This window comes from Sphingomonas sp. NPDC092440 (assembly GCF_044754985.1).
Taxonomy (GTDB): Bacteria; Pseudomonadota; Alphaproteobacteria; order Sphingomonadales; family Sphingomonadaceae; genus Sphingomonas.
The window spans coordinates 264,235-286,326 of sequence record NZ_JBIVQA010000002.1 but is presented as its reverse complement, the minus strand read 5'-3'; the positions used below and the strand labels follow the sequence as shown (position 1 = coordinate 286,326).

Below are 22,092 nucleotides of genomic sequence, written 5' to 3'. Positions count from 1 at the left end.
TCCCAGCTCTCGGCGGGATGACGCAGGGGGTTTTACGCGCTAGGGGCCCAGGATGACCGAGCTTTCCAAGACAGAATGCGCGGCAGTGGAGAGAGCCGCGGCGTCGCCGATGCTGGCGCGTACCGAGGCCTGGACTGCGATCAACAGCGGCACCCGCAACCTGGCGGGGCTGGGCCGCATGGCCGATGCGCTGGCCGATGCCTTCTCCGCCCTGCCCGGCCACCTCGCGCTGGTAGAGCCCGAGCCCGCCGAGAGCGTGACCGCCGATGGACAGGTGCAGGCATTGGCGCATGGCCACCACCTCCATCTCGCCGTGCGGCCCCAAGCGCCGGTACAGATCCTGCTCACCGGCCATATGGACACCGTCTACGGCGCCGATCATCCCTTCCAGGCGAATCGCTGGCTGTCCGACGGCAATCTGAACGCGCCCGGCGCGGCCGACATGAAGGGCGGGCTCGCGCTGATGCTCGCCGCCCTGGAGGCAGTGGAGGAGAGCCCGCTGGCGGCCCGTCTGGGCTATGAGGTGCTGATCAATTCGGATGAGGAGACCGGCTCCTTCTCCTCGGCCGGGCTGATCGCGGGCGCGGCCACGGGCAAGGTCGCGGCGCTAACCTATGAGCCTGCCCTGCCCGACGGCACGCTGGCCGGCGCACGCGGGGGCACCGGCAATTTCTCGATCCTGGTCCATGGCAAGTCGGCCCATGCCGGGCGCAATCCGGACGAGGGCCGCAACGCGCTCGTCGCCGCGGCCGATCTGGCGATGCGGCTGAATGACGCCAAGGCTCCCGGCCTGGCGGTCAATCCCGCCAGGATCGACGGTGGCGGCCCCAATAATGTCGTGCCCGAGCTCGCGATCCTGCGGGTCAATTTCCGGCCCCGGGACAGCGAGGCGATCACCCTGGCGCGGATCGCGATCGACCAGGCCGTCGCGATCGTGTCGGTCAAGCATGACGTGCGCATCCACGTCCATGGCAGTTTCAACCGCCCGCCAAAGCCGCTCGACTCCGGCGCCGAGAAGCTGTTCGCGCTGGTGAAGGCGTCCGGCGCCGATCTGGGCATTCCCGTCGCATGGAAATTCTCCGGCGGCGTGTGCGACGGCAACAACATCGCCGCCGCCGGCGTGCCGGTGGTCGACACCATGGGCGCGCGCGGTGGCCTGATTCACAGCGCCGATGAATTCCTCATTCCGGAGAGCCTGGCCGAGCGTGCCGCCCTCTCCGCCGTCACCATGCTGCGCATCGCCGAGAAGGGAAGATTATGAGTTTCGTGATCCGTGCCGCCCGCGACGAGGATCTGCAGGCGCTCTACGAGATGGCGAAGCTGACCGGTGGCGGCTTCACCAATCTCCAGCCCGAGAAGGAAGTGCTGCGGGCCAAGCTCGCGCGCAGCCACGCCGCCTTCGAGCGCGGCGACGACGAGAGCGGCGACGACGTGTTCGTGCTGGTGCTCGAGAACATGGATACCGGCGAAGTACGCGGCACCTGCCAGATCTTCACTGCCGTGGGGCAGCGCTGGCCCTTCTACTCCTATCGCCTCGCCACCGAGACCAAGCACAGCGAGGAACTGGGCCGCACCTTCCGTGCCGAGACGCTCAGCCTGGTCAACGACCTGGAAGGGGCCAGCGAGGTCGGCGGGCTGTTCCTGCATCCGGGCGAGCGGGCCGGCGGCCTCGGCATGCTGCTGGCGCGCAGCCGCTATCTCTTCATAGCCCGTCACCGCCAGCGTTTCGCCGAAAGGATCCTGGCCGAGTTGCGCGGCGTGATCGACGAGGCGGGCGGCTCCCCCTTCTGGGACGGCGTCGCGGGGCGTTTCTTCGGAATGAACTTCCAGGAGGCGGACAGCTTCAATGCCGTTCATGGCAACCAGTTCATCGCCGACCTGATGCCCAAGCACCCGATCTATACCGCGATGCTGCAGGAGAGCGCGCGCGGCGTGATCGGCCTGCCCCACCCCTCCGGCCGCGCCGCGATGCGCATGCTGGAGAGCGAGGGCTTCGCCTGGGAGCGCTATGTCGACATCTTCGACGGCGGCCCGACGATGACCGCGCGCACCGATCAGGTGAAGACGGTGCGCGACGCCAGGACCGCTCGCGTCGTGGCGGTGGAAGCCGGCGGCGAGCCTGCCCTGGTGGCCACGGGCAGGCTCCAGCAGTTCCGCGCCACCCAGGGCCGGGTGGCCGAGCGTGAGGGAGGCGTGGCGATCGACCCGCAAACCGCCGAACTGCTCGGCGTGGGTGTTGGCGACGAAATCATGCATGTGGCGCGCTGATGCTGGTCGAGATCAACTTCGACGGGATCATCGGCCCGAGCCATAATTATGCCGGGCTGAGCCATGGCAACCTGGCGGCGACGCGCAATCGGGGCGAGACCTCGTTCCCGCGCGCCGCGGCGCTGCAGGGAGTCGCCAAGATGCGCGCCAACCTGGCGCTCGGGCTTGCCCAGGGCATCCTGCTTCCCCATGCCCGGCCCGATCATCGCTGGCTCGCCAGCCTCGGCACCCGTTTCGAGGATGCGCCTCCGCATAGCCAGGCCCAGGCGCTGTCCGCTTCGCCGATGTGGGCCGCCAATGCCGCGACGGTCTCACCCGCGCCCGATACGGCGGACGGCAAATGCCATCTGAGCGTCGCCAATCTGGTGACGATGCCGCATCGCAGCCATGAATGGCCCGAGACGCTGGCCCAGCTCCGCCTCGCCTTTGCCGGCCCCGCCTTCACCGTGCACGCCCCCGTGCCGGCGCCGTTCGGCGACGAGGGCGCGGCCAATCACATGCGGCTCGCCGCCAGCCACGAAGCGCCGGGCGTGGAAGTGTTCGTCTATGGCATCTCGGGCGGCCCCTTCCCCGCACGCCAGCACCCCGATGCGAGCGCGGCGGTGGCGCGGAAGCACCGGCTCGAGCGCGTGCTGTTCGTCCAGCAATCCGAGGAAGCGATCGCGGCGGGCGCGTTCCACAACGACGTGGTCGCGGTGGCGAACGGCCCCGTGCTGTTCACGCACGAACTGGCCTTTGCCGGCAAGGATCGCTTCTACGCCGATCTGCGCGCGATGCTGCCGCAAGTCGAGATCGTCGAGGTGCCCGCCGCGCAGGTGAGCCTGGCCGATGCGATCAGATCCTATCTGTTCAACGCGCAGCTGGTCACCCTGCCCTCGGGCGAGATGGCGCTGGTGCTGCCCGGCGAGGCACGCGACACGCCTTCGGTATGGCGCTGGCTGCAGGAGCATGTCGCGGGCAACGGCCCGATCCGGCGGCTCGAGGTGGTCGATGTGCGCCAGTCCATGGCCAATGGCGGCGGACCTGCCTGTCTGCGCCTGCGCGTGGTCTGCGATCCGGCGACGGTCGATCCGCGCTTCCTGGTGGACGATGGCAAGCTCGATCGCATCGCCGACGTTATCGAAGCGCATTGGCCCGAGGCCATCCCCTTCGACTCGATCGCCGATCCGGCGCTGATCGCCCGGGTCGAGGCCGCGCGCCGAGCGCTGCTGGAGGCCTTGGAGATCCCGGAGCTTCTCTAGCGGCACGGGTGGCCGGAGTGTCGGGATAATTGACAGTTAACTATCTAATTTAACGCGAAACTACGTATTTTGGCGCTTGGCCCGGCGCTTGCTTAACCTTTCCCATGCTCTATCGCATCCGTCGCCTGTTCACGATCAAGACCAAGTTCGAGGCCTTTCTGGTCATCTATGGCCTTGCCTGTGGCGCGACCGAACGCGGGGTCCATTATCTGGGGAAGTTTCCGGGCTGGGGGGGCTGGATGCTCTTCGCGTTGTGCCCGATTGCTGTATTCATGGCGGGCGCCAAGATACTGGACAGCTTCGATGTTCCGGATTGAGCGGGGAATTGCGTCTGTAATAGTCGGGGGCTAGGGCCGGTGAGCTGGCCTGTGGGGAGGTTCTGAGCGCGTGCGTTTGTTTCGAGGCATCTTTTCCTCTTTGGCGGCGCAGGCGCTGCTGGCGGCGGTCGTGCCGGGTGGCCTCATGGTGTTCGTGATGCACGAGAGCCAGCAGGCCGAGCTGGTCCAGCGTGACCGCGAGCGGCTCGACGCTTTCGTGCAGACGGTCGCGGAAGCGGCCCGTGCCGGGCGCCCGCTCGATCAGGCCGCGAACCTGCCCGGGCCGCTTGCCGGCCGGGTCCTGCTCGTGGATCCACAGGGTCACGCGATCGCCGGGCCCACCACTTCCCTGCCCGCGCGCGCCGAACGCCCCGTCCAGGTCGACGGCCGCACCGTGGCGACGGCGCGGGTGGTGCGCCCGCCCGAGCTGTCCGACCAGGACCGGCGGGTCCTCGCCACCCAATATATCGGCGTGGCCGCGATCCTGGTGGTGCTGTTCGTGCTGCTGCTGGTGATGGCCTATGTCTTCGCGCGGCGCTGGTCGCGGCCGCAGCTGCAGCTCTACCGGATGAGCCGCGACGTGGTGAACGGCGACCTCGATCTCTATTTCGACGAGGAAGGTCCGGCCGAGGTCGTGGCGACCATGCGCAACCTGCGCCGTATCGCCAGCCAGTTCAGCCGGCTGGAGACGGCGCGGCGCACCTGGCTGGTCTCGATCTCGGGCGAGCTCAAGGGCCCGACCGAGAATATGGGCGAGCATTTCATCAGGCTGTGCGAAGTGCAGCCGCCGCTTCCGCCCGCGCTGATCGGCGCGATCGAGGAGGATACCCGCCGGCTGATCCACATGGCGGAGGACCTGAACGCAGTGGCGCTCGCCGATCTCGGCCGATTGCCTGTCACCTTCGCCTCGGTCGATCCGCGCGCGCTGATCCACAATGCCATCTATGCCGATCGCAAGCGTGCCGAGGCACAGGGCGTGCGGCTGGAGACGAGCACGCTCCCCGAATATACGGTGATCGTGAAATGGGACGGCGCGCGCATCGAGCAGCTGTTCGGCGCGCTGATCGACAACTCGCTGCGCTACACGCCGCGCAACGGCCGGATCGTGCTGGGCCTGGAGAGCTCGCGCGACGCCTGGCGCCTGATCATCGACGACAATGCGCCCGGCGTCGACGTGATGCTCGCCCAGCGCCTGTTCGAGCCATTCTACCGCAGCTCGGACCGCGCCGACGAATCGGCGGCTTCCGGCCTGGGCCTGGCGACGGCGCGGGCGATCGTGGAGGCGCATCACGGACGGATCGAGGCGAGCCGCTCGCCGATCGGCGGCCTGCGCGTCACAGTGATCCTGCCGGGCAACCCGCCCACGGCCTGATTCGGTCAGGTGAGCTCGATCTGCGTCGCGGTCGCCTCGTCCGCGATTCGGCGCAGCGCATCCAGGCAAGACGCGCCGTCCTCACATTTCAGCGGCCATAGTGCCTCGGAATGGGTGAAGACCAGCTTCGCTCCGCAGAGCCATCCCGGCCCTCCCGCTTCCACGGCGTCCCAGAAGGCGTCGAGGTTGCACCCGAACAGCTCCGCCCGCTCGGGCGCGGCGGCATCGAGATAGCGTCGCCAGAACGCTTCCTGCGAAGTCGCGCCTGCGCAATCGACATGGATCGTCCGCATGATGCCTGCATCGAAGGCTTCCCGCCGGAGCGTCAAGCGCGCCGAGCCCCAGAAACAAAAACCCCGCTAAGCCGATGGCCTAGCGGGGTTTTCATTGGCGCCCCGTGCTGGATAAACATAACGAATATATTTCGCCGTTCGTACTACTATAGAACCGCTGGTTGGCGCCGGCTACCGACGTGCACCGCGCTGCGATGCCGCCGATCGTATGAAAGGCGAAGGCTAGCCGCCGGCGGGCCACCAACTTTGAAGCGCGCGGTCCCGAGACTACCGCCGGTCCGCGCGCAATAGGCGGTCGTCACTCGGACCCGCAGCATCATTGAGACCGAGCCTAGGATGTCTGAAGTGCCGTCTCAATGCGACATCAAAACCGGCCGCGCCGCGTGGATCAGGACCGATTTCGTGGTTCCACCGAACAGGAGCTCTCGCCAAATTGGCCTACTGTAAGCACCCATGACGATCAGATCGTAGGTCGACGCCGACAATCTCTCAACCAGCCCCGCGTGGGTGTCAGGAGTGCCAAATGTGCTGATCCATTGGCGCACTGCCACGCGGTGACGCGCAATATGTTCGGTCATCTCGCGTTTACCGGGCTCCTCAGGAAGATCCGATACAATGTCAATCCGGCTCCCCGCTGCCTGGAACAACGGGAGAGCATCGTGGATTGTCCGAACAGCTTCACGGCTGCCATCATACGCACATAGGACATGGTCGAACTTTGGATGTTCCGGACCGTTCCAAGGCAAGACGATCAGGGGCCGCCCACATTTGACCACGACATCGTCCGCGAGGGACGAGGGATGGCGTTCCGCACTTCCTTCAGATTCATACTGACCCACGATCACGAGATCGGCATGGCGCGCCTCCTCGCTCAGATGTTCGGCGACGCCGCCTGAGAGCGTCTTCCAGCGCGACTCCGCCGAATGGACGGCGGCTTCCTTCCGGTACAGTTCTTCCGACGCCTTCGCGTCATAGATATTGCGCCGTTCGAACGCCTGCTCGACCCTCCCGAGCGCGCTTGGGCGGTAAAGCGGCGGCACGTCGACCGGTGGGATGACGTGCACCGCACTCAAACGCGCCTGATGCTTTGCTGCGAGGTCGAATGCATAGCGAAGACGCGATCGGCCCCCTTCGGTCGCATCCGCATGAACCAGAACATCCTTGATCATGGTCATCGGCAACCTCACTCAAAATGAGCATGCGCTCGCGCGGGCCGGGCGTCTCACTGGGGTGCAAGCGTGGTATAAAGCAAGGCGGCGCTCGCCAGCCCCATCACCCCGAATGTCAGCCACACGAAGGTGCTGGAGACGATACCTCCCCGGTTCTCACCCAGGATGGCCTCGCTACCGTTGATCCAGGCAATGAGAAAAAGCAATGGCACCGCCGCGATCCCATTGAACACGGCGGTAAAGACCAGCGCCTTGATCGGATCGATACCGATAAAGTTCATCGCGAGACCGACCAGAGTCGATACGATGATCACACCGTAAAAACCCTTGGCCTCGCCAAGCCGCTTTGAAAGGCCTTCCCGCCAATTCATCGCTTCGGCCAGCGCATAAGCCGCGGAGCCCGCCAGCACGGGAATGCCGAGCAAGCCCAGGCCGATAATACCGACCGCAAAGATATCGCGCGCGATCTGGCCGGAATTAGGGAACGATTTTACCAGGGGTTCCAAAGCCCTTGCGGCATCCGCAGCCGTGTTGATGTTCGTTACACCATGGGCGAACAGAACGGATGCGGTGGTGATGATGATGAACCATTGGGCAAGTTCGGCCGAAATCATCCCGATGGCGGTATCGATCCGCATGTCCCGCATATAAGAGCGAGGCAACCGTGGTCTCTCATCACCTCGCCCAAGCAGGCCGCGATCGATTTCCTCCTCGACCTCCTGGGATGCCTGCCAGAAGAACATATAAGGCGAGATCGATGTGCCGAACACGCCGGTAATGATGAAAAGGAAAGCAAAGCTCAACTCGATATGCGGAACGAGCGTTGCACGAATGATCTCCCACCATGGCTGCTCGGTGAGCAGCGCGGTCGCCGGATAGGCGAGCAAGGCAAGCGCCATCCATTTGAGAACCTTGGCATAGGTCCGGTAGCTGACGAACACCTCCAGGCCGATCACGACAGCGGCGGTCAAGCCTGCCAGGAACCAGAAAGGCAGAGGCGATATGAGCTGGCCGGCCGCCGCCACGGCCCCAATGTCGGCGCCGATATTGATGGTGTTTGCGACGACGACGAGGACGACGACGCCCAGCAGGATCGGCCGCGAGTAATGTTCCTTGATAACCTGCGCCAGGCCCTTGCCCGTCGCTGCTCCGATGCGGCCGCTCGCTTCCTGCACGGCAAGTAGCAGCGGAATCTGGTACAGCGCCGTCCAGAGCTGCCCGAAACCGAATTGCGCGCCCGTCTGCGAATAGGTCGCGATGCCGGAGGGATCATCGTCCGCCGCTCCGGTGATCAACCCCGGGCCCAGTATCTTCAAAAACCGGAGGAACCGATGCTCTCGTTTGCGCTTGCCGTCGTGCATCGACCTTCCCGAATTCTGCGTCTAGCTATTCCGCGCCCGACATATCGGCATGCGCACCGCCTGCAACGCCCAAATATCATTCGCCCGGCACGTCGGTGCGTTAGCCTAGCGCGAATAATGTGCGGCACCGATCATGAAGGCGTTCAACGACAGGAAAACCGCAGCCTCATCCCAATAGGTAAGACAGGTGTGCCTGAACGGAGTTCGCGCCAGTAGCGCCAACCCGATGTCAGTCACGCCTGCGAAACCGAACAGCAGCGCAATTGTGAACAAGATTCCATGAGGCCACTGAACCGCCGCGAATACCGCCAATATGATGACTTTGAGAATGAAGCGCCGCACCACATACCGGTTCTCGAAGCTCATATTGTCAGAACTATTCCGGCAATGTCCCAATCCTGCCGTTGGCTCCTCTATCGCCGCGCGTCGCAGCACCGCGCAAGGTGCTCTCAAGCTGAGAGCCGCTCGCTGAGGTTCCAAAGCCGATCGGCGGAACGCGGGTCGATGGCGTAGGGCATGACGCCGAACTGTTTGCTCGAATCATCTAGATTCAGCGGCGTGCCTTCCTCTGTCAGCACCGCGATATCGCAATTCTCGCAATAGACACCGCCGAGACCGTCGAGTTGGTGGCTGATGGCGCACCAGACGCTGCTTGCCGCGCCCTGCTCGACCGTCTTGATGTTTCTCGAAGGATCGCGGATCGGATCGCCTTGTTCGCCAAGCACGCCGGCTGCGACCTGCTGCTCCAAAGGGATGTGCTTTTGCAGACCCGTGCCCGGAATACTTCCCGGATGAACCGCGAACGCCCGAATACCGTCCCCTTTGCCCCTCGCATCGAGCGCAACGGCGAACAGGATATTCGCCGTCTTTGACTGTCCGTAGGCCGACCAGGGATCGTATTCCCGGCGCTCGGAATTGGGATCGTCGAAAATGACCGGCGAGAAATGGTGCCCCCATGATGACACCGAGACGACCCGCGCGCCCTCCGCCCGGACCAGCGCCGGCCACAGCCGGAGCGCTAGCTGAAAGTGGCCGAGATGATTGGTCGCAAACTGAGCCTCATAGCCGCGCGCGTCCCGGCTGAGCGGACAGGCCATGATGCCGGCGCTGTTGATCAGGATATGCAGCGGTTGCGCAGAGGACAGGAATTTCGCGGCGAAAGCGTCGATCGACGCTGGATCGAGCAAGTCCATTGGTTCGATTTCAGCATCGAGCCCAGCCAGTGCCGCCGCTGACCGCCCGACGTCACGGGCAGGAACGATGACGCGTGCGCCCGCTGCCTTCAGCGCCCGCACGGTCTCCCGGCCGAGGCCGGAATACCCTCCGGTCACGATGGCGGCTTTGCCACCAAGATCGATGCCCGCGATGACGTCAGCCGCGGTCGTGGCGGCACCAAAACCTGAGCCTATCGGCGCTTGGGGTGTCGGCATGACCCCGAACTCACAATGCCGCGTCGGTCTCGGCGGCATAGGCCGCCAGCGAATCCATGTAGTCGCGCCAATGGACGATCTTGCGATCCTTGATCGTCACCACCGAGACGAAGCGGTTGTCATAGGCTTTGCCGGTGCGGAGCTTCTTCCCGTGCACCTCGTATTCGAGGATTAGAACGCCCGGCTCCTGCGAGCGGTGGACGACAAGACCGTCGCCGCTGTGCAGGATGGTGCCGTCCCCATACCCGGAATAGAGCGCCATCAGGGCGTCGCGACCGACGATCTTCGTCGGGAAGTTCGGGAACTCATATCGAAATTCGAATATCGCATCATCGGCAATGGCTTCGAAATAATGATCGCCATCCACGTCGTCGGCCATGCCCCGCATGACGACATCGAAGAACGGATCGAGTGCTGCAAATGCGGCATAGTGCGAATTGGGCATGAGGTTCTCCTTCCCACTCGATTGGGATGGAGAACCTTACCGTAGCACCCTGACAGTTTCCGTCAGGGTGATGTCATCCGGGATGGGTCTCGATCCCGCGCTGGAAATCACGCAGCAGCATGGCTCGCCGTTTCGGATAGCGCTCACCGAGCGTCGCCGACAAAATGCGGTCTGTCCTGAAGAAGCGGAATGCTTGGCGCAGTTCGCACCACGCTGTCACGACGCGGGCGTTTTCCATGAAGCCGAGCTGGATCGGCCAGATCACGCGCTCGCTGGGTGCCTTCTCCTCATCGACATATTGAATAGCGAGCCGCTTCTGTTCGCGGATCGCCGTGCGCAGCAGGTCCAGCGAAACCAAAGTATCCGGGAAATGACCGTCGTGAGGACCAGCGGCCGACAGCGGGGCCATGGTGGTCGCGGCGACATCCGGGGGCAGCACCGCGCCGATCTTGGCGCGCGCTGCTTCCGCGGCCGCCCGCAAGACCATATCGCCGCGCTGATCGACGTAGCGAAGGCCCAACAGAACCGCGTCGATTTCATCCTCGCTGAGCATCAACGGCGGCAGGAAAAGCCCGGCTTCGAGGACATATCCAACCCCTCCTTCTCCCCGAATGGGAGCGCCTTCGGCTGTGAGGCTCGCGATGTCGCGATAGATCGTTCGCTCGTGGACACCCAGTTCATATGCGAGGACCGAGGCGGCCACCGGCTGGCGGCGACCTCGCAATGCCTGCAACAGGGCTAGAAGGCGAGTAGAGCGACTCATGAATGATCCTCGTACAAGAGTCTTATCCGCTGCGGGCTGACAGAAACTGTCAGGGATCTTCGTTTCCCGTCGCCGCCCAGATCTCTTCGTCGCGAGCCGTTATCTAGCGTCGTATCTGGATTGAGCCTCTCTAACCTGCATCCAATTGTCTTTTGCCCAATCGACCAGGCCTTGCGTTGGACGTAGCAGGCTCTTTCCCAGATCGGTGATCTCGTATTCAACGCGCGGCGGCACTTCGGGAAACAGCTCCCGGATAACCAACCCATCGCGTTCGAGATTCTTCAAGGTGGTCGATAGCATTCGCTGTGAAATACCGGGGACTGATCGCTCGAGTTCGGAAAATCGCGCGCGACCACCAAGGAGGTCCAGCGAGAGGATCACGAAGATCGTCCACTTGTCTCCTACCTTGGTAAGCAGTTCTCGCACCGCCATTGGGTCCGAACTTCTGCAGATAGCTGCGGGATCGAGGAGGACCGGCCTGGCGGTTTTCTTCATAGCTTACCTCGATGTTAGTGACTGAAGTGAAAGTGCCTTCTTCTTTGATATCAGCGTCCCAAATATATGCTGCTCTCATTCAGTAAGCAAATATGCGAGAGCAAGGAGGCTCGATATGTCGAACCAGAACGGCGCTATCCATAAGGCCAAAATTGCCGCCCCGCTGTTGCCGGCGGTCCTTGTGATGGGTGGTACGGGGCGAAGCGGCGCGCTTATTGCGCGAGAACTCACCAAGCGCGGGCTACGTGCCCGGACAGCGGCGCGCAGCGGTGCGGATGTGAAGTTCGATTGGGACGATACAGCAACCTACGCTCCGGCATTGGACGGGGCTGGTCGCGTGTACCTTGTCACGCCCGTCATGCGGACAAAGTTCGTCCATCAGGTCGCGAAGTTCCTCGATCTCGCTGCAGCGTCCGGCGTCCGCCATGTGACTTATCTGAGCGCCTACGGTGGTGATCGGGCACCAGCGGAAGTCGATATCCGCGCCGTTGAACTCGAACTCGAACGACGGAGCGCCTTCAGCCACTCCATCTTGCGCCCGGCATGGGTCATGCAGAACTTCAGTGACCAGCATCTGCCGCTCATTGGCGATGCATTCACGGTGCCGACCGGCGGCGGGAAGGAAGCGTTTGTCGATGCCCAAGACATCGCCGCTGTCGCCGTCGAGACGCTGGTCGATCCTCAAGCCCATGCCGGGGCGCAATATGCTCCGACCGGCCCTCAAGCGCTCACGGTGGCTGAGGTCGCCGGCATCGTTGGCAGCGTCATCGGTCGCCCTGTCGCCCATAATGACATTGACCCGAATGCATGGATCAATGGCGCGGTTGAAGCAGGGTTCGTGCCCGCCGATTACGCCGTGATGCTCCGGTAGCTGACCGGAACGATCATCTCTGGCAACGGCGCGCGCCCGAATGATGATGTCGAAAGGGTCACGGGTCGGTCTGCGACCAGCTTCCGCGACTTCGCTGAACGAAACGCTGTGGCCTGGGCTCTTCAGCCCGTCGGCTGATTGGACGCGCAGCCGGCACGGCGTGGAAGCCTTGCACAATTATCGAATGCTATGAGGCAACGGAAATGTCTGACAAAAAATATTCTGCCTATGCGGGCGCGGAGCCGTATTTTGCATTAGAGCGGTTTCCACACGAACTGAATCGACGGGGATTCCCTTTGCGGCGGCGTTGTGATTCAGACTTCCTGCTGGTGGCAGGAGGCCAGCATGGATGGCACGAACGCTTTCACAGGATCTTCGGGACCGGGTTGTCGCAGCGATTGATGGCGGGCTGAGCTGCCGGGCGGCGGCGGCCCGTTTCGGGGTCAGCGTGTCGAGCGCGATCCGCTGGCGGCGACGTGCGCTGGAGCATGGTCAGGCTGTGGCCAAGCCCCGCGGTGGCGACAGGCATTCGGGCAAGATCGAAGCCCACGGCGGCTTCATCCGGGAGCTGATCGCCGCGCAGGGAGACATGACCCTGGTCGAGGTTCAGGCCCGGCTGATTGAGCGGGGCGCCCCGGTCGGGATCGGCACAGTGCATCGCTTCTTCGTGCGTCACGGGATCACGCGCAAAAAAAGACCGGCCACGCGATCGAGCAGGACCGTCGCGACGTCCTGGGGACCGTTGAGCCGCTTATTGTGGCACCGCCGCGCACCGCACCGACCGCGCCTTCCGGCGTGGCGGCCTTCGCGCGGGTGCTGGGGACTCATTCGAACACCGCTGGATGATCTACGCTATTCAGCCGTCTTGCGCGTCCAAGGTTTAGGGGCGCTCGCTGACATCGTTCTGAGACGATGCCTGGTCGTGATCCTCGTGGAAGAATCTGCTCCAGTCGATTTGCGCGAGCAGGATGACTACGCCGATCATTCCGAGCTGGAGTGCGATGCCCCAGGGACTTTTGAGCGTTTCCAGGAATGATTCGCCGAGACTGGTTCCGCGGAGCCCCTTAGCGGTCGCCGCGTAGATCGAATAGGAGACGAGGCGGCCTGCGAAAAACGCGGCAGTGAAGTGAAGAAGGCGTACCTTTGCCAGTCCCGCCGCGGCAAACAATTGCGCTGATGGCAAGGGCGACAGAGCAAACAAACCAAGCCCGAGGATCATATTGCGCGGCCGCGCTTCTAGCGCTTCGCGCGCAGCGCCGAGATTGCGCTTCTGTTTTTCCGGTAGGCGGCCGCCGAGAAACCGGAAGCTATGGGCGAGCAACAGCCGCCCCAAGGCGGCGGCAAGCGCACTGACGATGACGATCGATGCGATCGGCAGATCACTGTTTAGACCATAGAAGACGATGATCGACCAGGTGGGTGGTCCGAAGGCAGGCAGAAGGTTGATGCCCAAAACGATCAGGAACAAGAGGAGGAAGGAAGTCATGATCCGGCTAGAATTGGAAATCCCCGCCAATTCAAGCTCCGATGCTGACCGACAAGAAGTCGGCTTACATCCCGAATGTTGCCCACATGATTGAACGATACGGCTCGTCAGGGTTCCGTCAGGAAAGTTTGGAATCCCCATGCCGCCTTGTGAGGACATGATGAGCAAACTGCGATCCCATCATAGGTCCGTCGAAACCCGCCGATCGCGCGGCGCTGACCGCCTACCTGAAATCCCCGGCCCAATGAACGGTCGCGTCATCCCCTCCCCTAATTCCGATTTTGTATGGCGGCGCCTGCTGTCGTGCGGCACGGGCGGCCCAACCGTCCACGGGACTCCCACTTCTTCAACCACAACAGGAGGACTAATGCGTAGGACAACAATATCTTTATTGGCGATAGCAGTCATGGCGATCTCGCCGGCCGCCTTCGCCCAAAGCGCGGCACCGACGGCCAAGGAATGGTATCCCAAAAGCCTCGATCTGAGGTCGTTGCGTCAGCACGAAGCGCAATCCAATCCCTATGGTGCGGACTATGACTATGCGAAGGAATTCGCCTCGCTTGATCTCGATGCGGTCAAAGCCGACATCCGCAAGGTTTTGACCACTTCGCAGCCGTGGTGGCCTGCGGATTATGGGCATTATGGCCCCTTCTTCATCCGCATGGCCTGGCATGGTGCGGGCACCTATCGCACCGGGGACGGCCGCGGCGGCGCCGGTGGTGGCGAGCAGCGTTTCGAGCCGCTGAATAGCTGGCCCGACAATGTGAGCCTCGACAAGGCGCGCCGGCTAATCTGGCCGATCAAGCAGAAATATGGCCGCAAGCTCTCCTGGGGCGACCTGATGGTTCTGACCGGCAACGTCGCCCTAGAGGATATGGGCTTCAAGACCATCGGCTTCGCGGGCGGCCGCGTCGATGCCTGGCAGCCGGACCTCGTCTTCTGGGGACCGGAAACCAAGATGATGATGGACGAACGGCGGGACGAGAAGGGTAATCTTCGCGGACCGCTGGCAGCGACACAGATGGGTCTTATCTACGTCAATCCCGAAGGTCCGAACGGTAATCCCGATCCGTTGGCGGCGGCGGCTGATATTCGCCGTGCCTTCGGAGCCATGGCAATGAACGACGAGGAAACCGCCGCGCTGATCGCTGGTGGCCATACCTTCGGCAAAGCGCATGGCGCGCATAAACCCGATGATTGCGTCGGCGGCGATCCCGGCGTCGCGCCGATCGAACAGCAGGGCCTCGGCTGGGCCAACAAATGCGGTAAGGGCAATGCGGAAGATACGGTCTCCAGCGGCCTGGAAGGCGCATGGTCGGCCAATCCGATCACCTTCACCACGCAGTATCTCGACAACCTCTACGGCTTCACCTGGGTGAAGACCAAGAGCCCCGCCGGCGCGGTGCAGTGGGTGCCCAGCGACCCGGCAGCGACGGCCCTAGTGCCCGACGCCCATGTCGCGGGCAAAACGCACGCGCCGATCATGTTCACCACCGACATCGCGATGCGGGAAGATCCGGGCTTCCGGAAGATCACCTCGCGCTGGCGCGAGCATCCGGAAGAATTCGCCGTCGCCTTCGCTCGCGCCTGGTTCAAGCTGACCCACCGCGACGTCGGGCCGCAGACCCGCTATCTCGGAAAGGACGTCCCGAACCAGACCTTCGTCTGGCAAGACCCGCTGCCCAAGGCTGACTATGCGATGATCGACAATAACGATGTCGCGCAGCTCAAGGCCAAGATCGTCGCTTCCGGCCTCTCCACCGGCGAACTGGTGCGTGCGGCTTGGGCCTCGGCCTCGACCTACCGGGACACAGATGGCCGCGGTGGCGCCAATGGCGCTCGCGTCGGCCTCGACCCGCAACGCAATTGGGTGGTCAACGATCCGGCAGAGCTGAAGAAGGTGCTGGCGGCTTACACGCGCATCCAGGCGGACTTCATCAAGGGCCGCAAGGACGGTAAGCAAGTGTCGCTGGCTGATCTCATCGTGCTGGGCGGGAACACCGCTGTCGAGCAGGCGGCGGATCGGGCAGGACAGCGGGTTTCGGTCCCCTTCACGCCGGGCCGGGTCGATGCATTGCAGACACAGACCGACGTTGCCTCCTTCGCCTTCCTCGAACCGAAGGCCGATGGATTCCGCAACTACTATTCGGCCAGGGCCGATCTCGGCCCGGCTGAATCGCTGGTCGACAAGGCCGATAGCCTTGGCCTGACGGTCGCCGAAATGACGGTACTCGTCGGTGGTATGCGCTCGCTCGGCGCCAATGCCGGAAACACTCGACATGGTGTCTTCACCGCTCGCCCCGGCAACCTGTCCAACGACTTCTTTGTCAACCTGCTGTCGATGAACACGGTCTGGGTGAAGTCGGTCGGCTCGCCGGGGCTCTACGAAGGCAAGGACCGCGCGTCCGGCGCCGCGAAGTGGACGGCCACCCCGGTCGATCTCGTGTTCGGCTCCAATTCAGAGCTGCGCGCGGTGTCCGAAGTCTATGCCTCGGACGATGCGAAGCAGAAGTTTGTGGACGACTTCGTGCGGGCCTGGACCAAGGTCATGAACGCCGACCGTAGTTAGGCGACCTTCTAGCTATTGGTTGGACGTGGAGCGGCGGCGTTGCCCCCTGGCGCCGCCGCTCCCGATCCTCCCGTGGCCAGCCGCCACCGAGTGGTCCGAGTTGATTGTCAGTGCATCGTGGCGAGGGGTTTTGAAGTGCTTGCCTCTAGCTCGGCGCGTAGGAGCACAGAACCCTGTCCATGGACGACGTCGGCCTCATTCACCACCTCCCGGTTGCGCTGGGCATCGGCCTGTTGATCGGAGCGGAGCGCGAGCGGCGCAAGGTCCACCGTCCGGCCGCAGCGGGGCTGCGCACCTTCACGATCGCTGCCTTACTGGGCTGTGGTGCAGCTCTGATGCCGCAGCAGTGGATGATCGCGATCGTGATGCTGTGCATGACCGCGCTGGCCCTGCTGAGCAGTTGGCGCAGGCGCAACGCGATCGATCCCGGCATAACCACGGAAGTTACCCTCGTCGCCACTACGCTGCTCGGAGCCCTCGCGGTAACTGCGCCCTTGCTGGCAGGAGCCCTTGCGGTGCTGATCGCGATCATGCTTGCAGCCCGCGATCCGCTCCATCGCTTCGTCGATCAGACGATCAGCGCAGACGAGACCGCTGACGTCCTGTTGATCGCCGGCGCCACCCTGATTGTGCTGCCAATGCTGCCGGACCGGCAACTGGGACCATTCAACGCGCTCAACCTCCATTCGATCTGGATGGTCGTCGTCATGATCCTCGGGATCAATGCGCTGGGCGAACTGGCCACGCGGCTTTTGGGTGCGCGGCTGGGGGTGCCCGCACTAGGCCTCATCTCGGGGCTCGTTTCCAGCTCGGCAACTATCGGGGCCATGGGTGCCTGGGTTCGCGCCAATCCCGCCTCAGTCGCGGCGGGTGCCGCGGCGGCGGTTCTGTCGACCGTCGCCAATTATGCGCAAATGGCCGTTGTAATCGAGGCGACGGACCATCGCACCTTTCTTGCCACCATCCTGCCGGTGGGCGCAGCCGGGCTGGCCGCACTTTTGTCGGGCGGATGGTTGACCCTCTCGGCCTGGCGGGAGGGTGCCGTCGAGCCACCAAGAATGAGCAGATCCTTCAATCTGCTGATGGCGCTGACCTTTGCCGCGACCGTGGCGATCATGCTGATATCGGCGGCGGCCCTCAGAGCCTGGTTCGGGGATGTCGGGCTCCTCGCCGTGGCCGCGATCGGCGGGGTGCTGGACGTTCATGCCGCGGTGATTTCGATCGCGGCACAAGTGGCCGACGGCACGATGCCCCACTCACAGGCCGTCCTCCCTGTCCTGACCGCCTGTACCACCAGCACCCTCGCCAAGATTTTCTTTTCCGCAACGGTAGGAACACGAGCCTTTGCCGTCCGCGTCATTCCCGCCCAGTTACTGGTCATCGGCGCGGCGTGGCTGATGATTTTTATTGGCTGACACGATGTGAACAGTCCGAGCGACAGATCCATGCCCGCGAACCTCGAAGCGCATCAGGCAGACGAGGGGCGTAACTCCGATGAGATGACGACCAGGACTGTCGCGCTGGCGCCCACCTGGTCCATGCCAATGGACGATATTGGTCGTCAGGGTTCAGTCAGGAAAGTTTGGCAACCACCCAACGCTTTGCGAGGACATAATGAGCAGATTGCGATCCCATCCCGAGCGCCATGCGGTGTCACGCATCGGCTGGCTGCGCGCGGCTGTACTCGGCGCCAACGACGGGATCGTGTCCACCGCTAGCTTGATCGTCGGCGTTGCCGCTTCGGGAGCCGAAAAGTCAGGAATATTGGTAGCCGGCGCCGCAGCGCTGGTCGCGGGCGCGATGTCCATGGCCGCCGGGGAATATGTGTCGGTGAGTTCGCAGGCCGATACGGAGAAAGCCGATCTCGCCCGAGAAGGCGGCGAGTTGGCCGGTCAACCAGACCTTGAGCGCAATGAACTGGCCGAGATTTACGTGGCGCGCGGGCTCGACAAGGATTTGGCGCTTCGCGTGGCGGATGAGCTCATGGCCAGCGATGCGCTGGGCGCCCATGCGCGCGATGAACTTGGCATTTCCGAAGTCGTGACCGCCCGTCCACTCCAGGCGGCGCTCACCTCCGCGGCGACCTTCAGTACGGGCGCGCTCATGCCGCTGGCACTGGTCGCTGTCGCGCCGCGCGCCAGTCTCGTGCCGATCGAGATCGCCGCGACATTGCTGTTCCTCATACTGCTCGGTGCGCTCGGCGCATGGGCCGGTGGCGCGCAGCCGGTGCGCTCGGTCTTGCGGGTGACATTCTGGGGGGCGCTCGCCATGGCGGCAACAGCAGGGATCGGGCGGCTGTTCGGGACGGTCGTATAGCCCCTCGCTCTCGTCAGGATTCGGTCAGACAATCTGCCTAGCCCTTCCTTCGGGAAGGAAGAATTGTATGACAAATCTCGCTCAGGCGGACACGTTGAAGGTCTGGGACGCGCCGCTGCGATTGTTCCATTGGCTGCTCGTTCTGGCCATTCTGGCGGCTTTTCTATCGTCCGAAGACGACAGCCCGATCGCCAGTTGGCATATGGTGGCAGGATGGTGCGCCGCTGTGCTGCTGGCGTTTCGCTTGGTCTGGGGCCTGGTCGGCGGCGAACATGCCCGCTTTGCGCGTTTCATCAAACCGACGGCGATCGGCTCGCATGTGCGCGAGCTGTTCGCCGGCCGTCCGGAACGCTCCGTCGGACACAATCCGCTCGGAGCGATCGCCGTCCTCGCCCTGCTTGGCCTGACCGGAATCGTCCTTTGGAGCGGTGTTAGCGTCGCGGCGCACAAGCTCGACAAGGATTTCCACGAAACGCTTGCCTATGGCTTGCTGGCGCTCGTCGCCCTCCATGTCGGCGCCGTTGTCCTGATGTCGTTTCTCACTCGTGAAAATCTGGTTCGCGCGATGGTCACCGGCCGCAAGAGAGCCGGTCTTCATCCTGATACTCGTGACGCGCGGGCGCCCGGAGCACTTGCGCTGCTGGTCGGCAGCGCCACCATCATCCTGGCGGTGATCCTGATCCTTCGGAGCGAGCCGACCGCGTTCACACCGCATATGCGCGATGGCGCCCATGAACATCACGAGGACAAGGATTGAAGACTTCTGACGGCCCCCTGCTAGAACGGATCATGGCCAGCGATCATCATCTCCCTCGAAGGTTCCAGTGATTCATGCGTCTTCTCGTCATCGAAGATAATGCGCGAATGGCAGCGCTGGTCGCAGACGGCCTCCAGCGCCGGAACTTCGTGTGTGATGTCGCCCATAGCCTTGCAGCGGCCGAGGATGCGATGGGCGGCGCAACCTATGACGCGATCGTGCTCGACCTTGGGCTACCCGATGGAGACGGAACCGACTGGCTTACGAGCCGCCGAAAATATCACGAGATGCCGCCCGCGATCATGCTGACCGCGCGCGGGGCATTGGAGGATCGCATCACGGGCCTCGATGCCGGAGCGGATGACTATCTCGTGAAGCCGGTCGAGATCGATGAACTTGCAGCGCGCATCCGCGCGCTGCTACGGCGGCCCGGCGTGCGGATACAGCCGGTGATCGAGGTAGGACGACTATATTTCGACGTCGCCAACCGCACCGCCCGCGCTTGCGATCAGGAGATCGATCTGTCGCGCCGCGAAGCCGATCTGCTGGAATTGCTGATGCGGCACGCGGGAACGGTCGTGCATCGCGCCGTGATTGAGAATGCCCTTTATAGTTTCAGCGATCCTGTGACGCCCAATGCTATCGAGGCCACGATCTCGCGGGTGCGGCGCAAGCTGGAGGATGCTCACGTCACCGGCGCGCTCCATACCGTTCGAGGCGTTGGCTATATGCTGAAGGACAATGGCGCGTGACCGATCGCCGATCCGTATCGCGACGCCTCAAACGCGGCCTGGGCCTGATCGGTCTGGTCGGCACCTTCCTGCTGCTGGCTGCTGTCGTCTTCTTCTACAGTTTCACCTTCGCCCATCTCGATGCGCAAGCGGCGATGGCGCGCGCCAGCCGCGAAATGCTTGAGCATGTTGCGCTGCCGGTGGCGATTCTGATGATCCCCGTTACCGTGCTTGTGCTTCGCGTGATCCGCCAGGCATTCCGACCGCTCGAAGAGGCAGCGGCGGAGATCGAGGCGGTGCAAGGCCATGAGCGCGGCTTCCGTATCGACAATTCGCAGATGCCTACCGAAACGCTGCCTTTCACTAGCGCCGTCAACGACCTGCTCGCGCGCCTCGACGAAGCGGCGAAGCGCCAGGAAGCCTTCGCCGCCGATGTCGCGCACGAACTGCGCACACCGCTCGCCTTGCTGTCCCTCGAACTCGATCGGTTGGAGCATGACGATGCGGAGCGGCTCAAAAAGGATGTTGCGGCAATGCGTCGGCTGATCGATCAGCTCATGCTGCTGGCGCAGATCGATGCCGATGCAGTCGCCCAGATTCCGCTGGCGCAGATATCGCTGAGCGATGTGGCAAGCGATGTCGTCGGGGCGGCCGCACCGGCCATCATTGCCGGAGGCAAGACCATTGAACTCGTGACTGGCATTCACGCGCCCGTCACGCGGGGTCGGCGCGAGGCGATTTCGGCGGCGCTGCGCAACCTCATCGAGAACGCCGTGCGGGTGACTCCGGCCGGCGGCGCCATCCAGGTGCTTGTTGGTCCGGGTGCAAGCATCAGCGTGCGTGACGAAGGGCCTGGCCTGCCGCCAGACCGGCTACGCAATCTCGTGCAACGCCATCGCCGCGCCGATCATGCCAGCAAGGACGGCGCTGGGCTTGGCCTCGCCATCGTCGAGCGGATCATGGCCGCGCACGAAGGCACGCTCGAGACCGATCCCGATCGCCATGAATTGATACTGCGCTTCCCCGAACCCTGACTGCCGATTGACCTGTCGCCTGTCTCGTCAGGGTTCCGTCAGACTCGCCGCCTAGCCGGATGGCATGTCCAGACGATATTATCCGATTGCAGGCGTGGCGGTTCCGCTCGCTTTGGCGGCCTTTTGGTGGCTTGCGCCGCATTCCGAACCCACCGCCGCGAAAGCGCCTGCCGATAAAGCGCAGACTGCCGCGGGGGTGTTGGTCGTTGATGCAAAGCGCGCGGCGCAAATGGGCATTCGTCTAACCGCCGCGACCGTTGCCGAGGAAGCCCCGCTCGTCACTATTCCAGCGGTGATCCAGCCTCCAGCCAACGCCCGCGTGGCGGTGGCCGCGACCTTCCCCGGTGTCGTCACCCGGACGTATGTGGTGGAAGGCGACAGCGTGCGGCAGGGACAGGCGCTTGCAACCGTCGCCAGTCGCGAAGTGCTGACGCTCGGCTCGGACCTCACCCGCGCCCATGCGCGTGCGGGCGTTGCGCAGTCCAATGCGGCGCGCCTGTCGCAGCTCAGCCGGGAGGGCATCATCGCTCCAGCCCGCGCGGACGAGGCGCGCGCCATCGCCGCCGAGAGCAATGCGGACGTATCGGAAAAGGCGCGTATCCTGCGCATGGTGGGCGGCCATGGCGGCAGCGGCTCCTATACGCTGACCGCGCCGATCGCGGGCCGCGTGACCAGCGCGGCCATCCAGACAGGCAATCCGGTCGACGGCACCACCGCGCCTTATGTGATCGATGCCGCAAACCGCTATGAAGTCATCGGGCAACTGCCCGAACGGCTGATCGGTCAGGTGCGGCTTGGCATGACCGTGCATCTGCCACCTGACATTTCCGGCCGGATTATCGCCGTCGGTTCGACGATCGATCCCGCAACGCGCTCGGCCAGCCTCAAGGCGGAAATCCCGGCAGGGCCAGGCGTCGTCGCGGGCCGGGCGACCAGCATCGTGATTTCCGGTCCCGCACCGGCGGGCGCGGTCAGCGTGTCGGAGACCGCCGTCACAATGATCGACGGCAGGTCGGCCGTATTCGTGGCAGCGCAGGGCGGTTACGCGGTTCGCCCCGTGACGAGCGGAACGGCCAGCAACGGCCGGATCGTTCTGCTCTCAGGTGTAAAGCCCGGTGAACAGGTGGTGACCTCCGGCACGAGCGCGCTCAAGGCGCTCGCCGCGGCGCGCTAG

At 63.8% G+C, this 22,092-nt stretch carries 22 protein-coding genes and 1 pseudogene; 14 read left to right on the top strand and 9 right to left on the bottom strand.

Annotation, left to right across the window (positions count from 1 at the left end):
• The first annotated feature begins 52 nt into the window (after positions 1 to 52).
• The 5 genes from ACIQCS_RS04270 (at position 53) to ACIQCS_RS04250 (ending at position 5,198) form a co-directional block, all read left to right on the top strand.
• Positions 53 to 1,261, top strand: a complete 1,209-nt coding sequence (locus ACIQCS_RS04270) for a hydrolase (RefSeq protein ID WP_345846627.1) — start codon at positions 53 to 55, stop codon at positions 1,259 to 1,261.
• Positions 1,258 to 2,268 (top strand): arginine N-succinyltransferase, encoded by a 1,011-nt coding sequence (locus ACIQCS_RS04265; protein ID WP_345846626.1) that lies wholly within the window; start codon positions 1,258 to 1,260, stop codon positions 2,266 to 2,268. Before ACIQCS_RS04270 ends, ACIQCS_RS04265 begins: the two co-directional genes overlap by 4 nt.
• A complete protein-coding gene (locus tag ACIQCS_RS04260) occupies positions 2,268 to 3,509 on the top strand; it encodes an N-succinylarginine dihydrolase (RefSeq protein ID WP_345846625.1) in 1,242 nt (413 codons plus the stop codon). The genes ACIQCS_RS04265 and ACIQCS_RS04260 overlap by 1 nt, the downstream gene beginning before the upstream one ends.
• Positions 3,510 to 3,613: 104 nt before the next feature.
• The gene (locus ACIQCS_RS04255; RefSeq protein ID WP_086129769.1) at positions 3,614 to 3,826 is read left to right on the top strand and encodes a hypothetical protein; all 213 of its coding nucleotides are present in this window, start codon (positions 3,614 to 3,616) and stop codon (positions 3,824 to 3,826) included.
• A 70-nt stretch (positions 3,827 to 3,896) separates the two neighbouring features.
• Positions 3,897 to 5,198, top strand: a complete 1,302-nt coding sequence (locus ACIQCS_RS04250) for an ATP-binding protein (RefSeq protein WP_345846620.1) — start codon at positions 3,897 to 3,899, stop codon at positions 5,196 to 5,198.
• 5 nt (positions 5,199 to 5,203) lie between these two features.
• On the opposite strand, the gene ACIQCS_RS04245 is transcribed toward ACIQCS_RS04250, so the two are convergent.
• The 8 genes from ACIQCS_RS04245 to ACIQCS_RS04210 all read right to left on the bottom strand — a co-directional run bounded on the left by ACIQCS_RS04245 (position 5,204) and on the right by ACIQCS_RS04210 (position 11,154).
• Entirely contained in the window at positions 5,204 to 5,491 is a 288-nt protein-coding gene (locus ACIQCS_RS04245) for a barstar family protein (RefSeq protein WP_345846618.1), read from the bottom strand.
• 353 nt (positions 5,492 to 5,844) lie between these two features.
• Positions 5,845 to 6,666, bottom strand: a complete 822-nt coding sequence (locus ACIQCS_RS04240) for a universal stress protein (RefSeq protein WP_345846616.1) — start codon at positions 6,664 to 6,666, stop codon at positions 5,845 to 5,847.
• A 47-nt stretch (positions 6,667 to 6,713) separates the two neighbouring features.
• Positions 6,714 to 8,021, bottom strand: coding sequence for a divalent metal cation transporter (locus ACIQCS_RS04235; RefSeq protein ID WP_345846614.1), 1,308 nt, complete (start codon positions 8,019 to 8,021; stop codon positions 6,714 to 6,716).
• 105 nt (positions 8,022 to 8,126) lie between these two features.
• Positions 8,127 to 8,387, bottom strand: coding sequence for a hypothetical protein (locus tag ACIQCS_RS04230; RefSeq protein ID WP_345846612.1), 261 nt, complete (start codon positions 8,385 to 8,387; stop codon positions 8,127 to 8,129).
• Between the two features lie 83 nt (positions 8,388 to 8,470).
• Positions 8,471 to 9,451 (bottom strand): oxidoreductase, encoded by a 981-nt coding sequence (locus tag ACIQCS_RS04225; protein ID WP_345846611.1) that lies wholly within the window; start codon positions 9,449 to 9,451, stop codon positions 8,471 to 8,473.
• Between the two features lie 10 nt (positions 9,452 to 9,461).
• Positions 9,462 to 9,896, bottom strand: a complete 435-nt coding sequence (locus ACIQCS_RS04220; protein WP_345846608.1) for a nuclear transport factor 2 family protein — start codon at positions 9,894 to 9,896, stop codon at positions 9,462 to 9,464.
• 73 nt (positions 9,897 to 9,969) lie between these two features.
• Positions 9,970 to 10,659, bottom strand: coding sequence for a YafY family protein (locus ACIQCS_RS04215; RefSeq protein ID WP_345846606.1), 690 nt, complete (start codon positions 10,657 to 10,659; stop codon positions 9,970 to 9,972).
• Positions 10,660 to 10,758: 99 nt separating this feature from the next.
• Complete coding sequence (locus ACIQCS_RS04210; protein WP_345846604.1) at positions 10,759 to 11,154, bottom strand: helix-turn-helix domain-containing protein; 396 nt, start codon at positions 11,152 to 11,154, stop codon at positions 10,759 to 10,761.
• A 115-nt stretch (positions 11,155 to 11,269) separates the two neighbouring features.
• On the opposite strand from ACIQCS_RS04210, the gene ACIQCS_RS04205 reads away from it, so the two are divergent.
• Together ACIQCS_RS04205 and ACIQCS_RS04200 are read left to right on the top strand one after the other, a co-directional pair.
• Entirely contained in the window at positions 11,270 to 12,025 is a 756-nt protein-coding gene (locus tag ACIQCS_RS04205; RefSeq protein WP_345846602.1) for an NmrA family NAD(P)-binding protein, read from the top strand.
• A 349-nt stretch (positions 12,026 to 12,374) separates the two neighbouring features.
• Positions 12,375 to 12,488, top strand: a pseudogene (locus ACIQCS_RS04200) (IS630 family transposase); the annotation flags it as partial.
• A 417-nt stretch (positions 12,489 to 12,905) separates the two neighbouring features.
• On the opposite strand, the gene ACIQCS_RS04195 reads toward ACIQCS_RS04200, so the two are convergent.
• Entirely contained in the window at positions 12,906 to 13,511 is a 606-nt protein-coding gene (locus tag ACIQCS_RS04195; protein ID WP_345846598.1) for a hypothetical protein, read from the bottom strand.
• A gap of 406 nt (positions 13,512 to 13,917) precedes the next feature.
• On the opposite strand from ACIQCS_RS04195, the gene katG reads away from it, so the two are divergent.
• The 7 genes from katG to ACIQCS_RS04160 all read left to right on the top strand — a co-directional run bounded on the left by katG (position 13,918) and on the right by ACIQCS_RS04160 (position 22,092).
• Positions 13,918 to 16,080 carry a catalase/peroxidase HPI gene (gene katG / locus ACIQCS_RS04190; RefSeq protein WP_401530137.1) on the top strand — a complete coding sequence of 721 codons (2,163 nt, stop codon included), beginning with the start codon at positions 13,918 to 13,920 and terminating at the stop codon, positions 16,078 to 16,080.
• A gap of 179 nt (positions 16,081 to 16,259) precedes the next feature.
• Positions 16,260 to 17,495, top strand: a complete 1,236-nt coding sequence (locus tag ACIQCS_RS04185; protein WP_345846594.1) for a DUF4010 domain-containing protein — start codon at positions 16,260 to 16,262, stop codon at positions 17,493 to 17,495.
• 199 nt (positions 17,496 to 17,694) lie between these two features.
• Entirely contained in the window at positions 17,695 to 18,396 is a 702-nt protein-coding gene (locus ACIQCS_RS04180; protein ID WP_345846593.1) for a VIT family protein, read from the top strand.
• A gap of 67 nt (positions 18,397 to 18,463) precedes the next feature.
• Positions 18,464 to 19,153: a cytochrome b/b6 domain-containing protein gene (locus tag ACIQCS_RS04175; protein ID WP_345846591.1), complete on the top strand. Its 690-nt coding sequence runs from the start codon at positions 18,464 to 18,466 to the stop codon at positions 19,151 to 19,153.
• 74 nt (positions 19,154 to 19,227) lie between these two features.
• Entirely contained in the window at positions 19,228 to 19,905 is a 678-nt protein-coding gene (locus tag ACIQCS_RS04170; protein WP_345846590.1) for a response regulator transcription factor, read from the top strand.
• Positions 19,902 to 20,918 (top strand): HAMP domain-containing sensor histidine kinase, encoded by a 1,017-nt coding sequence (locus ACIQCS_RS04165; protein WP_345846589.1) that lies wholly within the window; start codon positions 19,902 to 19,904, stop codon positions 20,916 to 20,918. Before ACIQCS_RS04170 ends, ACIQCS_RS04165 begins: the two co-directional genes overlap by 4 nt.
• 64 nt (positions 20,919 to 20,982) lie before the next feature.
• Positions 20,983 to 22,092: an efflux RND transporter periplasmic adaptor subunit gene (locus ACIQCS_RS04160; RefSeq protein WP_345846587.1), complete on the top strand. Its 1,110-nt coding sequence runs from the start codon at positions 20,983 to 20,985 to the stop codon at positions 22,090 to 22,092.